Source organism: Cupriavidus sp. FW216-B1 (genome assembly GCF_058789195.1).
This window is the reverse complement of the sequence record NZ_JBYTEL010000002.1, coordinates 445,621-461,586: the sequence shown is the minus strand read 5'-3', so window position 1 is coordinate 461,586 and position 15,966 is coordinate 445,621. Positions and strand designations below refer to the sequence as shown.

At 67.0% G+C, this 15,966-nt stretch carries 11 protein-coding genes and 1 tRNA gene; 7 read left to right on the top strand and 5 right to left on the bottom strand.

Annotated features, from left to right (window positions below; genetic code table 11):
* Positions 1–143: 143 nt before the first annotated feature.
* From AC3WXD_RS09110 to AC3WXD_RS09100, 3 genes are all read left to right on the top strand, one after another.
* Entirely contained in the window at positions 144–305 is a 162-nt protein-coding gene (locus AC3WXD_RS09110) for a hypothetical protein (RefSeq protein ID WP_020202278.1), read from the top strand.
* Positions 306–354: 49 nt separating this feature from the next.
* Positions 355–2,616, top strand: a complete 2,262-nt coding sequence (locus AC3WXD_RS09105) for a phosphocholine-specific phospholipase C (protein ID WP_492323545.1) — start codon at positions 355–357, stop codon at positions 2,614–2,616.
* A gap of 88 nt (positions 2,617–2,704) precedes the next feature.
* Positions 2,705–4,963, top strand: a complete 2,259-nt coding sequence (locus AC3WXD_RS09100; RefSeq protein ID WP_492323544.1) for a hypothetical protein — start codon at positions 2,705–2,707, stop codon at positions 4,961–4,963.
* A 231-nt stretch (positions 4,964–5,194) separates the two neighbouring features.
* On the opposite strand, the gene AC3WXD_RS09095 is transcribed toward AC3WXD_RS09100, so the two are convergent.
* Positions 5,195–5,890, bottom strand: coding sequence for a VIT1/CCC1 transporter family protein (locus AC3WXD_RS09095; protein ID WP_454731827.1), 696 nt, complete (start codon positions 5,888–5,890; stop codon positions 5,195–5,197).
* 307 nt (positions 5,891–6,197) lie between these two features.
* On the opposite strand from AC3WXD_RS09095, the gene AC3WXD_RS09090 reads away from it, so the two are divergent.
* Both AC3WXD_RS09090 and AC3WXD_RS09085 read left to right on the top strand, forming a co-directional pair.
* A complete protein-coding gene (locus AC3WXD_RS09090; protein WP_492323543.1) occupies positions 6,198–6,854 on the top strand; it encodes a response regulator transcription factor in 657 nt (218 codons plus the stop codon).
* Between the two features lie 2 nt (positions 6,855–6,856).
* Positions 6,857–8,206, top strand: coding sequence for a sensor histidine kinase (locus AC3WXD_RS09085; RefSeq protein ID WP_059413285.1), 1,350 nt, complete (start codon positions 6,857–6,859; stop codon positions 8,204–8,206).
* A gap of 57 nt (positions 8,207–8,263) precedes the next feature.
* On the opposite strand, the gene AC3WXD_RS09080 is transcribed toward AC3WXD_RS09085, so the two are convergent.
* From AC3WXD_RS09080 to acs, 4 genes are all read right to left on the bottom strand, one after another.
* On the bottom strand, positions 8,264–8,779 hold the full coding sequence (locus AC3WXD_RS09080) for a cytochrome b (RefSeq protein ID WP_492323542.1): 516 nt from the start codon (positions 8,777–8,779) through the stop codon (positions 8,264–8,266).
* Positions 8,780–9,654: 875 nt separating this feature from the next.
* A tRNA-Ser gene (locus AC3WXD_RS09075) sits at positions 9,655–9,745 on the bottom strand.
* Positions 9,746–9,805: 60 nt separating this feature from the next.
* The gene (locus AC3WXD_RS09070) at positions 9,806–11,857 is read right to left on the bottom strand and encodes a VC_2705 family sodium/solute symporter (RefSeq protein ID WP_020423735.1); all 2,052 of its coding nucleotides are present in this window, start codon (positions 11,855–11,857) and stop codon (positions 9,806–9,808) included.
* Between the two features lie 87 nt (positions 11,858–11,944).
* Positions 11,945–13,927 (bottom strand): acetate--CoA ligase, encoded by a 1,983-nt coding sequence (gene acs / locus AC3WXD_RS09065; protein WP_020202270.1) that lies wholly within the window; start codon positions 13,925–13,927, stop codon positions 11,945–11,947.
* A gap of 322 nt (positions 13,928–14,249) precedes the next feature.
* Between acs and AC3WXD_RS09060 the strand changes: the two genes are divergently transcribed.
* Both AC3WXD_RS09060 and AC3WXD_RS09055 read left to right on the top strand, forming a co-directional pair.
* A complete protein-coding gene (locus AC3WXD_RS09060; protein WP_492323541.1) occupies positions 14,250–15,230 on the top strand; it encodes a DMT family transporter in 981 nt (326 codons plus the stop codon).
* A 112-nt stretch (positions 15,231–15,342) separates the two neighbouring features.
* The gene (locus AC3WXD_RS09055) at positions 15,343–15,870 is read left to right on the top strand and encodes a TIGR00645 family protein (protein WP_020202268.1); all 528 of its coding nucleotides are present in this window, start codon (positions 15,343–15,345) and stop codon (positions 15,868–15,870) included.
* Positions 15,871–15,966: the final 96 nt, after the last annotated feature.

Genomic DNA, 15,966 nt, shown 5'->3' with positions numbered 1-15,966 from the left:
GTACGCCCGCGGTCATCGCGATACCCGCGCATTGCGCACCGCTCGATTGACCACGAAGCCCATCACAACGATTCGTGCTCGGACTGCAACTGACCAATCTCATGACTAGACCGATCCCTACACATCAAGCAACAGGCCGATCCATGCTGGGCATTGGTGCGCTATGCATCGTGCTGTTGCTGGGCGGCTGCGGTGGCGATGACAACGCGACGACGCCGACCACCCCGGCCAACCCCGGCAATACCGGCGGCGGCGCCTCCACGCCGGCGGCCTGCACCACGGTGCACTGCGCGCCGGCGCCCTGACCGGGGCGCGCCCGAGCCTGTCCGAGCCACCCACAATCCCTGATCCGGTATGACCTTCAATCCTTCCAAACGCAAGTTCCTGCGCTCGTCCCTTGGCACCGCCGCCGCGGTCGCGACGCTCTCCACCTTCCCCCCGAGCATCCGGCGCGCGCTGGCCATCGAGGCCAACAACGCCACCGGCTCCATCCAGGACGTCAAGTACGTGGTGATGGTGATGCTGGAGAACCGCTCGTTCGACAGCTATTTCGGCACGCACAAGGGCGTGCGCGGCTACGGGGACCGCTTCCCGGTTCCGTCCGCGAACACCGCCAACATCTTCTACCAGAACTACGGCGCCGCCACCCTCATCCCGTATCACCTCGACGGGACCGCAGGCAACGCGCAGCGCGCCGGCGGCACGCCGCACACGTGGAACGACGCGCAGGCCGCCTGGGACCACGGCCGCATGGCGGCCTGGCCGAACGCGAAGACGCCGCTGTCGATGGGCTACTACGACACCGCGGAAGTGCCGTTCCAGCGCGCGCTCGCCGACGCCTTCACGGTGTGCGACGCCTATCACTGCGGCATGCACACCGGCACCATCGCCAACCGCCTGTTCTACTGGACCGGCACCAACGGCCCGAACGGACTGGACCCGAACACCAACGCGCCGGTCGCGGTCGCGGGGCTGAACAACGAATTCAACGGCGGCAACGACATCGGCGCCTCCACCACCGGCTGGACGTGGACCACGTACGCCGACCGCCTGGAGCGCGCGGGCGTCAGCTGGAAGGTCTACCAAAGCCTGATCGACAACTTCGGCTGCAATGAAATGATGGGCTTTCGCCACTGGCGCAAGGCCATCGAGCAGATGCCCTCGACGCGCCGGCCGCTGTACGTGGCGACGGAAAGCCTGGCGCAGTCGCCGACGGCGGCCGGCCCGGTCTACAACCCGGAGATCGACGACGCGCTGAGCCCGCTGGCCAAAGGCTTTGGCAACACCATGCCGGAAGGCCTGCTCGAGACGTTCCGCAACGATGTGCAGAACGGCACGCTGCCGTCGGTCTCCTGGATCATCCCGCCCTCGCAATACAGCGAGCATCCCGGCCCCTCCAGCCCGGCGCAGGGCGGCTGGTACGTGCAGCAGGTGCTGGACGCCCTGACCGCGAACCCCGAGATCTGGAGCCAGACCGTGCTGCTGGTCAACTATGACGAGAACGACGGCTTCTTCGACCACCTGCCGCCGCCGAGCGCGCCGTCGCGCAATACGGACGGCACGCTGGCGGGCGGCAGCACGCTTTCGGACAGCGACATGGCGCCGGAGTATCACACCTACACACCGGCCACGAGCAACCAGCCCGCGATAGACGGCCGCCCCTACGGCCCGGGCCCGCGCGTGCCGATGTTCGTGATTTCTCCGTGGAGCCGCGGCGGCTTCGTCAACTCGCAGGTCTACGATCACACGTCGACGCTGATGTTCCTCGAAAAGCGTTTCGGCGTGGTCGAGCCCCAGATCAGCAATTACCGCCGCACCGTCTGCGGCGACCTGACCTCGTGCTTCGACTTCGTGAACCCGAACGCCGCCGTGGTACCGACCCTGTCCGGCCGCATGACCAAGGTCAGCGCCGACGCGCTGGCGATCGCGCAGAGCGCCAAGACCGCCATTCCCGTGCCCGGCGCCACGCCCGCCTCCGCCCTGCCCGCCCAGGCGGCCGGCACGCGGCCGTCGCGCGCGCTGCCCTACGAACTGCATACCACCATGCACCCGAACGCGCAGCCGGGCGCCGTCACGCTGGAATTCGTCAACGCCAGCACCAACGGCGTGGGCGCGCTCTTCCACGTCTACGACCAATTGCACCTGGACCTCATCCCGCGCCGCTACCTGGTCGAGGCCAACAAGTCGCTGACCGGCAGCTGGCTGCCCACCGCCGCCGACAACGGCAAGTATCGCCTCTGGGTGCTTGGCCCCAACGGCTACCACCGCGAATTCGCCGGCGACCTGGATGAAACCACCGGCACGGCAAGCCCGGAAATCCAGGTCTGCTACCAGCCGTGCGACGCCGCCTCGGTGAGCGTCAAGCTGTACAACAAGGGCAGCCAGCCCTGCACCTTCACCGTCACCGCGAACGCCTATCACACCGACGGCCCGTGGACGGCCACGGTGGCGCCGAACTCGGTGGGCGAACTGAGCTGGCCGGTCGCCGACAGCGGCAACTGGTACGACTTCAGCGTCGGCGCCAGCACATCGCCGTCGTTCAAGCGCCGTTTCGCCGGCCGGATCGAAACCGGCAAGGACACCGTCTCGGACCCGGCGATGGGCGCGGGCGCATAGCAACGATGCCAGGCCGGCGCGCCGGCCTGGCGGGACACGGCAGACCCCAGGGTCTCGACATCCATCCCCAATCCAGCCATTCCACAACATGAACATCCAATACGATCCTCTGCGGGCGGGCGGCAGTCCGCGGCCGCCGGCCGCGGCGCGCGACAGTGCCGCCGCCATCGCGCGCCAGCGCGCGCAACACCGGCGCTGGCCGCTGGCCAGACTTGCCGGCACGCTGGCCCTGGCCGGGCTCATGGGCAGCGCCTTGAGCGGCTGCGGCAGCAGCGACGACGCTAACGCCAGCGCCGGCGCACCCGTCGTGCCGCCCCCCGGCGCCGGCACGCCCACGCCGTCCGCCACCCTGGCCAAGCGCACGCTGCTCGTCGATCTCGACGGCGTCACGTACGACGCCGTGCGCCAGGGCATCGCGTCGGGCCAGCTGCCGAATCTCGCCAAGCTCCAGCCGCAGCTCGCCTACAGCGGCGGCGTGCTCAACGGCGTCAGCCAGCAGCCCAACCTGGACGCGCCCGGATGGGCGACGCTGCTGACGGGAACGTGGGCCAGCCGGCATCGCATCTTCGCGATCGCGCCCGGCCAGAAACCCGCCGTGCAGACCCTGTTCGGCAGGGTCAAGGCAGCCAGCACGGACCTGACCGGGGCGACTGTCGCCTCGGCGCCGCTGGCGACCCTGCTGGCATCCGACCACACCGCGGGCGCGCTGGACACGCTGACCGACTGCTCCCAGGACGCCACCCCCGACGACTGCGTCACGCGCAACGCCGTCCAGATGATCGGCAACGGCGGCTACGCGACCATCGTCGCCCAGTACCATTCCGCCGAGGACGTGGCGCTGGGCAATGGCCTGGCCTCGTCCCAGTACGCGCAGAAGCTCGCGCAGCTGGACGCGGCGGTCGGCACGCTGCTGTCGGAAACCGCCAGGAATCCCGACAGCAAATGGCTGATCGTGGTGGCCTCGAGCCACGGCCTGAACGCCAATGGCCGCGCCGACGGGCTGCCCCAGGTGCCGCAGTCGGCCGCGTTCATCGCCGTCAACCAGGACGAGAACAATGGTCAGCGGGGCGTCACCCCGGCGCTGCCGGCGACCGTCGCGGGGCTGTACCAATATGCCAGCATCGCGGACGTGGCCCCGACCATGCTGGCCTATCTGGACAAGACGCCGGCCGGCCAGGACTACGCGATGGACGGCGGCCAGCTGATCGGCGCGCAGCCTCCCGCGCTGACCGTCCAGATTGCCGAGGACACCACCACGCGCGCGCGCGCCGTGCTCAACTGGACCGCGCCCGCCGGCGCGGCCATCACCGTGATGCGCGACGGCACGGCGATCGCCACGCTGCCCGCGGGCACGACGACCTACACCGACCCGCTCGCCGACCGGAACGAACTGAAGACCGGCAAGTACCAGTTCAGCTACACCGTGGTCGCGGGCACGGCGGCCCGCGCCGTGCTCACGCCGCAGATCTCGTACATCAAGGCGCAACCCCCGGTGCCGCTGGCCACCACCCTCGCCAACGGGCTGACGGTCTACTACCCCTTCGGCGAAGACCCGCAGCTCACCGCGCCCGTCGATGCGCTCGGCCACAGCACGATGGGACCGTGGGCGGCCGATGCCAACGGCGGCGCCACCACCGCCGACCCGCTCGGCGGACATGGCCTGTTCATCGACACCGCCATCGCGAACGCCGCCGGCTACGACGGCTACCGGCTCACGCCGCAGTCCGCCGCGCAGGACGTGGTGAACAGCGCGATCGCCAGCAGCGGCGCCTTCACCATCGGCTTCTGGTACAAGGCCCCCGCGTGCAGCACCAACACCGTCGGCGAGCCCATCCTCAGCAACAAGACCGGCTACGCCACCAGCGGCGGCACCGCGGGCATCATCATCAGCATGTTCGGATGCGGCGCGGAGTTCAACGTCGCGGACGGCTCCCACCGCACCGACACCAACAGCCCGTACATCCCGTTCAGCGAAAACCAGTGGGTGTACTTCGCGCTGGTGGTCGACGTCGGCGGGAAGACCATGTCGGGCTACGTGTTCGATCCCATCCTGGGCACCCAGTCGCAGACCCATGCGTTCGCCGCCGGCATGAACGTCGCGGGCCTGGCTGGCGTGAACCAGGCAAGCGAAGTCGGCTTCGGCCTGGGAGAGGATGGAACCGGCAAGTTCTACATGGTCAAGAACGGGCAGACCGCCGGATCCTACGATCCCAGCCGCGCCACGTCCGACAAGCCCATGCAGATGGCCTTCTCCGATCTGGCGATGTGGAATCGCGCCTTGACGGCGGACGAGATGAACTCGATGTTCCTGTCGCAGAAACCGCTGTCCGGCCTGCTGCCGAAGTAAGCGGGATCCGGCGCGCTTGAGCGGGTCGGTATTTCCGGGCCCTCTTGGCTGGGCCCGGATCCGGCAGGCGCAACGGAAGGATGGAAGATGAAAGCCTCGCGGAATTTGTTTCCGCGGGGCTTTTCTTTTTTGCGCACGCGGATTCCGCGGGACCGGATCGAGCGCATGCGCTGCGTCGCCGGCATGGTACTGCTGCCCCGGAACGATCCATGCCGCACACGCCGGAGCGTTTCAGACCGCCGCGCCGAAAGCGGCGCCGATCCCGGCAGTCACGGCCATTGCGAGCGCGCCCCAGAACATCACGCGGATCGTCGGCTTCAGGATGCCGGAGCCGCCGGCCTTGGCGCTGGCCACGCCAAGCAGCCCCAGGAACGCCAGGGACCCAGCGGATACCACCGGCAACAACCAGTTCGATGGCGAAGCCACGACGAGTGCGAGCGGAGCGGCCGCCCCGACCGAGAAGCTCGCCGCCGACGCCAGCGCGGCTTGCACGGGGCGCGCCGTGGTGATCTCCGAAATGCCGAGCTCATCCTTGGCATGGGCACCCAGGGCATCCTTGGCCATCAACTGCTGGGCCACCTGGCGCGCAAGTCCGGCCTCGACGCCGCGGGAGACATAGATATGCGCCAGTTCCTTTTCCTCGAACTCCACATCCTTCGCGAGTTCGTATTTTTCCCGCGCGAGATCGGCTTCCTCCGTATCGGACTGCGAACTGACCGAGACATATTCTCCCGCCGCCATCGACATGGCGCCGGCGACCAGACCAGCCACGCCCGTCAGCAGGACATTGCCTTGCGAACCCGCTGCCGAGGCCACGCCCAGGATCAGGCTCGCCGTCGAGATGATCCCGTCATTGGCGCCGAGCACGGCGGCTCGCAGCCAACCAACGCGCGCGATCAGGTGTCTTTCCGTATGTGTGCGACGCATCCAACTCCCCCGATTCCGGTATTTGATTCAGCACCCGCTCTCTCGCGCAGAGCATGGCGGGATCCCGTCCGTCCGACACGGGCGATCCATTTTCTCTTGAAGATGACGCCGCGCGGGCCGGCCTTTTGGCCCTTTGGCTTTTTCCGCGCCGGCATCCCGAATATTGGCATCAAGCGTTGCTACCATGACAGCACCCGTGCCATTGGACAACCTCGACCTGACGCCAGCCTGAAAAGGGCCGCCGGTTGTTCAGCCGCCCGTCAGGCTGGCGTGGCATGCTCGGGCGTCGGCTTCCTGGAGGAGATTCATGCGGACATTGCTGATCGAAGACGACCCGGTGCTGGGCGCGGCCGTGCGGGACCACATCGCACTGAACGGCCACAGCGTCGACTGGCTGCGGACCATTGACGAGGCGCGGTCGGCCCTGGCTACCGTCGCCTATGAGCTGGTTCTCCTCGATCTCGGCCTGCCCGACGGCTGCGGCCTGGCGCTGCTGCGCGAACTGCGCGCGGCGCGCAACCCGGTTCCCGTCATCATCGCCACGGCGCAGGATCAGATCGCCGTGCGGATCGAAGGGCTGAACGCCGGCGCGGACGACTATCTGGTCAAACCGTTCGATCTGAGTGAAATGAACGCGCGCATATCCGCCGTGGCGCGCCGCTACACGGGCGACCCCAACCCGGTGCGGGACATCGGCCCGGTCTCCATCGACCTGGCCCGCAAGCGGGCAATGGTGAACGGCAAGGACGCGGGGCTCACCGCGCGGGAGTGGGCGGTCCTGGAGCGGCTCGTCCGCCATCGCGGCGCGATCGTCACCAAGGGCGAGATCGAGGATTCGCTATACGAATTCGGCGCGGAAATCGAAAGCAATGCGGTCGAGGTCTATGTCAGCCGCCTGCGCAGGAAGCTCGGCAAGGACTTCGTGAACACCGTCCGGGGACTGGGCTACCAGGTGGAAAGCTGAACATGGCGCGCCCTTCGATTGCCTGGCGGCTCGCCGCGGGTGTCTCGGCAAGCATGGCCCTGCTCTGGATCGGCGCTGCGAGCATCGCCGGCATGGTCATGTCCGCGCAGATCAACGAAGCGTTCGATCAGTCGCTGCGGCAGGGCGCCTTGCGCCTGCTGCCGCTCGCCGTGCATGAAATCCAGGAGGGGGACGAGCATGGCCAGGATCGCGTGCGGGGCGCCGATCCCGACCAGGGGACGGCCTACTTCACCTACTATCTGATCGACCCGCGCGGCCGTGTGGTGCTGCGCACGGACGACGCACCGGAAAGCCTGCCGCCGGCGCCCGTTGCGGCGGGATTTTCGGAACTCGGCGGCAAGCGCCTTTTCTCGAAGCGGGACCCCCGCTCCGGATTCTCGATCGTCCTGGTCGAGCACACGGGGTATCGCCGTGCGGCCCTCAGAGCGGCGCTCGACGCGGTACTGTGGCCGCTCCTCGGCCTGATACCGCTGGCCGCCGCCGGCATCTGGATCGCGATCCAGCGCGCGATGCGCCCCGTCGGGCGCCTGGCGCGCGACATCTCCGAACGGAGCAGCCACAATCTGTCTCCCCTGGCGACAGAAGGACAACCAGCCGAACTCGCGCCCATCGCCGACGCGGTGGCCAGCCTGCTCAAGCGCCTGAGCGCGGCGCTGGACGCGGAACGCGCCTTCGCGGCCAGCAGCGCGCATGAGCTGCGAACCCCGATCGCCGGCGCCCTGGCGCAAACGCAGCTGCTGGCCGTCGAGCTTGGTGATCAGCCAGCGGGCCAGCGCCTGAAGGAAGTCGAGCTTTCCCTGCGGCATTTGTCGCGCCTGTCCGAAAAGCTGCTGCAGCTCGCCCGGCTCGACGCGGGCTTCGCCCAGGCGCAAACGGCGTCCGACCTCCTTCCCGCGCTGCGCCTGGTGGTGCGGGACTTCCAGCCGACCTCCGGCACGCCAGCCCGGGTGACGCTGCAGGTCTGCGATGGACTGGTCCTGACGCGCCGGATCAATCTCGACGCCTTTGCCATCGCCGTGCGCAACCTGATCCAGAATGCCCTGCTCCACGGCGCGGCGGACGGCCCGGTCGACGTGATCGCCGGACCGGGCCAGCAGGTTCGCGTGGTCAATCGGGGGCCGGTGGTCCCGACCGAAATGCTGCCGCGGATCACCGAGCCCTTCAGGCGCGGCGTCACGTCGGCCGCGGGAACCGGCCTGGGCCTGTCCATCGTTCGCGCCATCATGGACCAGACCGGCGGAAGCCTGACGCTTCGCTCGCCCGCGAGCGGAAGAAGCGATGGCTTCGAGGCCATCATCGCATGGCCGGACGAACCACCTTCGATGCCATGATTTCCGCAGCCGCCAGCCACGGCCGGCGGCAGGCATCGACAGCGCAACGCGGCCGGGTCAGGGTGTCATGCGCCGCAGCGTGTCGTCCTTCAGCACGAAATGGTGATACAGCGCCATGAGTCCGTGCAGGCCCGCGATGACCAGAAACACGGAACCGCCCGTGCTGTGGAGTTCAGCAACGAAGCCCGGTGGCGGCTGGACCGGATCCGTCAGCGCCGGCAAGGCCACCCCGAACACCGTAACCGGGATACCCAGCGCCGAGGCGGCGTACCAGCCCGTCAACGGCATGGCGATCAGGAACAGATAAAGCACCCCATGACCAACCTTGGCGGCAAGCTGCAGCAACGGCGAGCTGCCCGCGTCGAGCGGAGGCGCGCCACCAGCCAGCCGCGCGCCGATACGCGGCACTACCAGCAGCAGCACGGCCAGTCCGAACATGAAATGCCACGTCGGCGGATTGCGCACGACCGCCGGCCCACCCTCGCTGAGCAACCATGCGATCCCCACGCAGAGCGCGGTAAGCCAGTGCAGAACGATCATGAATCTTGAGTAGTGCTGGACCTTGTGTTCCATCGGATGTCTTTCCATGACGATAACCATGTCGCCTAGTAGACCCGGCCAAGCTGACGCCAGCCTGAAAATCAAACAGGTTTCCTGGTGTCTCTCGGTGATCAATTTCTTGCGTCGACAGAGTGAGAGCTATTTTTATATTTCACTGCAATAAAACACACGAAAAATAGCGTTAAATCTTATTGATTTTCTCTTATGTGAATGGGCGATTTATCGTAAATCTCGACCGGAGGTTATCGATTAATATCCATCACGATATTTTTTTGCCCTGCCCACTATGCTATGAACAGGTGACACTCCCGCGATGAGAACCTCATAGACGCAGCGACCAAGGAGCGGAAGGAAATCGTACTCTGAGCATCGGACCCGCAGGAGGAGCAGCGGCGAACTGCGCAATGATCGAGGCAGGCTCGTCGAGCATGGGATCGTCTGGCTGAGTTATGGACTCAAGGATATCGTTGATTAGATCCTTGGCCCACGCACCAGCTTTAATTTGGCGCAACAGGAATTCGGATTTCTGAGCGTGGCAGCGATATGCCATTTGGCAATACGAAAGCAAGAGAAACGTAAATTTCACGCTAAAGAATATCGATTGGCGTGCCCTCCACGTATTGATATATTGCGCCGAGCCAGTTCGAGCACCGAACTGCGGCGCTCGTTTTCCCCGCGTCACGCCATGCTGGCGTGATCAATGTCGGCATGAGACGGTGAACCAGGGTGTACCCGGCGCCGCCGCCGCTTGCCATGAGGCAGGACAACGCTGCTCTTCCAGCATTTTTTTGCGCGCAGCCAAAACTGCTTGGCGACGTGGCGCGCTCATGACGAGCCAAAAAACAAAAGCCCTGTAAGTCATTGACTTACAGGGCTTTTTTCATTCTTGGCGGAGAGAGGGGGATTCGAACCCCCGATAGGCTATTAACCTATACACGCTTTCCAGGCGTGCGACTTAAACCACTCATCCATCTCTCCGGGAAGTCGGCGATTATAACAGACTTGTCCGGCAATTCCAGTGTTTCGTGAAGCGGTCCGTCAGCCACGTCGCAGGTAGGTCACGAGGCGGTCGATCACGGGCGCGTTGCGCGGGGTCAGCAGGCTGACGAGGATGGCGACGGCGAAGCCGGCGGGGACGCCGAAGGCGCCTGACGCGATGGGGTCGACGCCGAACCAGCGGTTGCCGAAGATGCCGGTCATGCGAGTGAAGAACGGGTAGTTGACGAAGATGTAGTAGACCGCCACGCCGAGGCCGGCGGTCATGCCGGCGACCGCGCCGGCGGCGGTGGTGCGGCGCCAGAAGATGGCGAGCACGAGTACCGGGAAGAAGCTGGAGGCGGCCAGCGAGAAGGCGGCGCCGACCAGGAAGAGGATGTTGCCGGGCCGCAGCGAGGTGACGTACGAGGCGAACAGCGCGACGCCGAGCAGGACGATCTTGGCGGTGGTGACGCGCCGCTGGTGGCTCGCGGTGCGGTCGATCATGTGATAGAAGACGTCGTGCGAGAGCGCGTTGGCGATGGTGAGCAGCAGGCCGTCGGCAGTGGAGAGCGCCGCGGCGAGCGCGCCGGCGGCGACGAGGCCGGAGATGACGTAGGGCAGGCCGGCGATCTCGGGCGCGGCGAGCACGATCATGTCGGGCTGGATCAGGATCTCGGCCCACTGCACGATGCCGTCGCCGTTGACGTCGCGGATGCCGAACACGGGCGGGTCGACCTTGCGCCATTGCACTACCCACTGCGGCAGTTCGGCGTAGGGAGTGCCGACCAGGTGCTGGAAGAATTCGTATTTCACCAGCGCGGCGAGCGTGGGCGCGGAGACGTAGAGCAGCGCGATGCAGAACACGGCCCAGGCCACGGAGCTGCGCGTTTCCTTGACCGACGGCGTGGTGTAGAGGCGCGTGAGGATGTGCGGCAGGCTGGCGGTGCCGAGCATCAGGCAGAATACGAGCAGCACGAAGTTGAGGCGCTTGGTCTTGCGCTCCTGCTCGGAGGCGGAGGGATAGGGTTCGGTGGAGGGCGTGGACGGCTGGCTGCGCGCGAGCGCTTCTTCGCGCTGCTGGCTCCATTGCAGCTGCGCCGCGGCGACGTCGCGCGGGAATTCGATGCGCTCGCGCTCGACGGTCTTGATCTCGCGCAGCGGCGCGTTGCGCAGGCGCAGTTCCTGCAGCCGCGCGGACAGCGCGTCGCGTTCCTCGGCGAACGACTGCGGCAGCCGGGCGATGCGTTCCTGCATGCGGATGGCCTGCTGGCGGTAGAACTCGCGCACGACCTGCTCGGCCGGGTCGCGCTCTATCTCGCGCTCGCGCGTGTCGAGCTGCGAGAGCAGCTTGCCATAGCTGAGCTGGGGCAGCGCGTCGTGATGATGTTTCCACGCGATCATCGACACCGTGACCAGGAAGGCGACGATCAGCATGATGTATTGCGCGACCTGGGTCCACGTGACCGCGCGCATGCCGCCGAGGAACGAGCAGACCAGGATGCCGGCCAGGCCGAAGAACACGCCGACGGCGAACTCCACGCCGATGAAGCGCGTGACGATCAGCCCTACGCCCTGGATCTGCGCCACCAGGTAGACGAAGGAGCAGAGCGAGGCGGCCAGCACGGCGATCGCGCGCACCGGCAGGTTGCCGCCGGGCTTGCCGTTGCCGTAGCGCGCGGCGAGGAAGTCGGGGATGGTGTAGCCGCCGTACTTGCGCAGGTAGGGCGCGAGCAGGAAGGCGACCAGGCAGTAGCCGCCGGTCCAGCCCATCACGTAGGCGAGCCCTTCGTAGCCCGAGGCGAACAGGATGCCGGCCAGGCCGATGAAGGACGCGGCGCTCATCCAGTCGGCGGCGATGGCCATGCCGTTGAACATGGCGGGCACGCGGCGCCCCGCCACGTAGTATTCATTGAGGTCGGAGGTGCGGCAGATCAGCCCGATGCACGCATAGATGGCGATGGTGACGAACAGGAAGACGTAGCCGAGCCAGAGCGCGTCGCCGCTGGAATGCTCCAGCAGGCCCATCATGCCGATGAACGTGAAGAGGCCGACGGTGAACAAGCCGTAGTAGAGCAGCAGCCGGCGGCGGAAGCGCGACTGTTCGTCGGGCATGGGATGCGTGGTTGGACTGGCGCCGCGGATGCGGAAACGGCCGGCCGGCACGCGCGTGGCGTACCGGCCGGCCGGTGCGTGCCCTGCTTACTGGACCTGCTTGAGCTGGTCCAGGATGGCGGGGTTTTCCAGGGTCGAGGTGTCCTGGGTGATTTCCTCGTTCTTGGCCAGCGAGCGCAACAGGCGCCGCATGATCTTGCCGGAGCGGGTCTTGGGCAGGTTGTCGCCGAAGCGGATGTCCTTGGGCTTGGCGATCGGGCCGATCTCCTTGCCGACCCAGTTGCGCAGCTCGGTGGCGATCTGCTTGGCTTCTTCCTCGGTCGGGCGCGAGCGCTTGAGCACCACGAAGGCGCAGATGGCCTCGCCGGTCATGTCGTCGGGGCGGCCCACCACGGCGGCCTCGGCCACGATCGGGTTGGACACCAGCGCCGACTCGATCTCCATCGTGCCCATGCGGTGGCCCGAGACGTTGAGCACGTCGTCGATGCGGCCCATGATGGTGAAGTAGCCGGTTTCCTTGTCGCGGATCGAGCCGTCGCCGGCAAGGTAGAGCTTGCCGCCGAGTTCCTCGGGGAAGTAGCTCTTCTTGAAACGGTCCGGATCGCCCCAGATGGTGCGGATCATCGACGGCCACGGGCGCTTGACGACGAGGATGCCGCCGCTGCCGTTGGGCACGTCCTGGCCGGTCTCGTCGACGATGGCGGCGATGATGCCGGGCAGCGGCAAGGTGCACGAGCCCGGCACCAGCGGCGTGGCGCCCGGCAGCGGCGTGATCATGTGGCCGCCGGTCTCGGTCTGCCAGAAGGTGTCCACGATCGGGCAGCGCTCGTTGCCGATATTGTGGTGGTACCACATCCAGGCTTCCGGGTTGATCGGCTCGCCCACGGTGCCGAGCAGGCGCAGGCTGGACAGGTCGTACTGCTTCGGATGGACCTTCTCGTCGGCGTCGGCGGCCTTGATCAGCGAGCGGATCGCGGTCGGCGCGGTGTAGAAGATGCTGACCTTGTGGCGCGCGATCATGTCCCAGAAGCGGCCGGCGTTGGGATACGTGGGCACGCCTTCGAACACCACCTGGGTGGCGCCGGCGGCGAGCGGGCCGTAGGCGATGTAGGTGTGGCCCGTGACCCAGCCGATGTCGGCGGTGCACCAGAACAGGTCGTCGGGCTTGATGTCGAAAGTCCATTTCATCGTCATCAGCGCCCACAGCAGGTAGCCGCCAGTGCTGTGCTGCACGCCCTTGGGCTTGCCGGTGGAGCCGGAGGTGTAGAGCACGAACAGCGGGTGCTCGGCGCTGACCGGCTCGGCTTCGCAGGTCTCGGGCTGGCCCTTGGCGACGTCGTCCATCGCGCGGTCGCGGCCTTCGGTCCAGTTGACCTTGCCGCCGGTGCGGCGATACACGATGACGCTTTTCACGGCTTCGCAGCCGCCCAGCGCGAGCGCTTCGTCGGCGATGGCCTTGAGCGGCAGCGCCTTGCCACCGCGCATCTGCTCGTCGGCGGTGATCAGCGCGACCGCGCCGACGTCCACCAGACGCTCCTGCAGCGACTTGGCGGAGAAGCCGCCGAACACCACCGAGTGGGTGGCGCCGATGCGCGCGCAGGCCTGCATGGCCACCACGCCTTCGACCGACATCGGCATGTAGATGACGACGCGGTCGCCCTTCCTGATGCCGAGCGCCTTGAGGCCGTTGGCGAACTGGCAGACCTTGGTGTGAAGCTGGCGGTAGGTGACTTTGCTGACGGCGCCGTCGTCGGCCTCGAACACGATCGCCACCTTGTCGGCGTTGCCGTTGGCGAGGTTGCGGTCGAGGCAGTTGTAGGAGGCGTTGAGCTCGCCGTCCTCGAACCATTTGTAGAACGGCGCGTTGCTTTCGTCGAGCACCTTGGTGAAAGGCTTGCTCCAGTGCAGCTGTTCGCGCGCATGCCGCGCCCAGAAGCCCTCGTAGTCACGCTCCGCTTCATCGCACAGCGCCCGGTAGGCCTCCATGCTTGGCACCGCGGCCTGCTTTGCGAACGACTCCGGGGGATTGAAAACGCGATGCTCCTGCATCACCGATTCGATGGCGGACATTTGTTTGTCTCCTGATATGGTGTGGCTGCGTGGCTGCAAACTTACGCCCGACGGCTTACTTAAACCTGACGTGCCGCCGGGGGTTTTCAGGCCCCCGCCGGGCCGGGTCCGGCTGCTGCAATGCAGCATGCCGCTTGCGTGCGGCGCAGCATCGGCGAGCGTTGCGCCGGCAACGCGGGTGGCGCGATCGCGGCGCCCGCATGCCGATGTGCAGCCTTCTCCATTAGGCTAGCACAGCTATAATGCCGCGAGCCCTATTCCGAACACGGCGCTGCGACATTCGCGGAGTTTGCGCGCGCCGCACGCCGCCCGCCGAGCCGACTTGGCCGTCCACGACTTGCCCGTCCACTCCCTCCTCCTGATCGCCGCGATGGCCCTGGTCGGCAGCAATGTCGGACTGGGCAAAGCCATCGTGGCCTACGTGCCGATCCTGCTGTTCGCGCTGCTGCGCTTTGCCATCGCCATCGTGTGCCTGGCGCCGTGGTACCGGCCCGCGCGCATGCGCGCGGTGTCGCGCGGCGAGTGGCTCAACCTGTTCCTGCAGGCGTTCTTCGGCACCTTCCTGTTCACGCTGCTGATGCTGGGCGGCGTGCGCCTGACCAGCGCGATGGCCGCGGGCGTGATCACCAGCACCATCCCGGCCACGGTGGCGCTGCTGTCGTGGCTGGTCCTGCGCGAGCGGCTGTCGCGCCGCACCGTGCTGTCGGTGCTGCTGGCGGTGGCGGGCATCGCGGTGCTGAACGTGGCGCGCGGCACCGGGCACGGCGCCGGCGGCGGGACCGACGGCGGGACCGACGGCGGGCAGGCGCTGCTCGGCAACCTGATGATCATGGGCGCGGTGATCTGCGAATCGATCTACGTGATCCTGTCGCGGCGGCTGGCGCAGACGCTGGCGGCGATCGAAATCTGCGCCTACACGCACCTGATCGGCGGCCTGCTGATGCTGCCGCTGGGGCTGGTGCCGCTGCTCACGTTCGACATGGCCTCGGTCCCGCCCGGCATCTGGCTGATGCTGCTGTGGTACGCGCTGTCGGCCAGCATCTTCTCGTTCTGGCTGTGGATGAAGGGCGTGCGCCACGTGCCCGCGCAACTGGCCGGCGTGTTCACCGCGGTGCTGCCGGTCGCGGCGGCCACCTACGGCATCGTCTTCCTCGGCGAGAAGCCGGGCTGGGCGCATGGCGTGGCGCTGGCCTGCGTGCTGGCCGGCATCGTGCTGGCGAGCTGGCCCGGCCCGCTCGCCCGGCGCACGTGGCGCGACGGCGCCGGCGCGGCGGCCGGCGCCGGGCAAGATCGCGGCGGCTGAACAGGTTGAAGGCCGGCCAGGGTGCAAAACGCGCGATTCGCGAAATATGCGCAATGTACAATTGCAACCCTTCCCTTACATTCCGCTTTCAACCCCAATGGCATCGAATCCCATGTCGAACCAGCCCCGGCGGCTCGGCCCGCTGGCCAGCGTGATCTTTTCCTCGCGCTGGCTGCAGCTGCCGCTTTACCTCGGCCTGATCGTCGCGCAGGCGGTCTACGTCTATCACTTCGGCGTGGAAGTCTGGCACCTGGTGGCGCACGCCACCGAATACGACGAGACCAAGTTCATGCTGGTGGTGCTGGGCCTGATCGACGTGGTGATGATCTCCAACCTGCTGATCATGGTGATCGTGGGCGGCTACGAGACCTTCGTCTCGCGCCTGGGGCTGGACAACCATCCGGACGAACCGGAATGGCTCGACCACGTCAACGCCGGCGTGCTCAAGGTCAAGCTGTCGATGGCGCTGATCAGCATCTCGTCGATCCACCTGCTCAAGACCTTCATCGACGCCGACCAGCGCGCGCCGAACACCATCATGTGGCAGGTCATCATCCACCTCGCCTTCCTGCTCTCGGCGGTGGCGATGGCCTACGTCGACAAGCTGGTGTCGCACCCCGCGCCCGGCAAGGCGCACTGAAGGCGCTCCCGGCGAGGCCACCAGACCGCGGCCCCGGCTGCGGTTTTTTTCGGCCTGCCGCCGGAACGCCCGGCGGGCCGCGCGATGCGGCCCCGG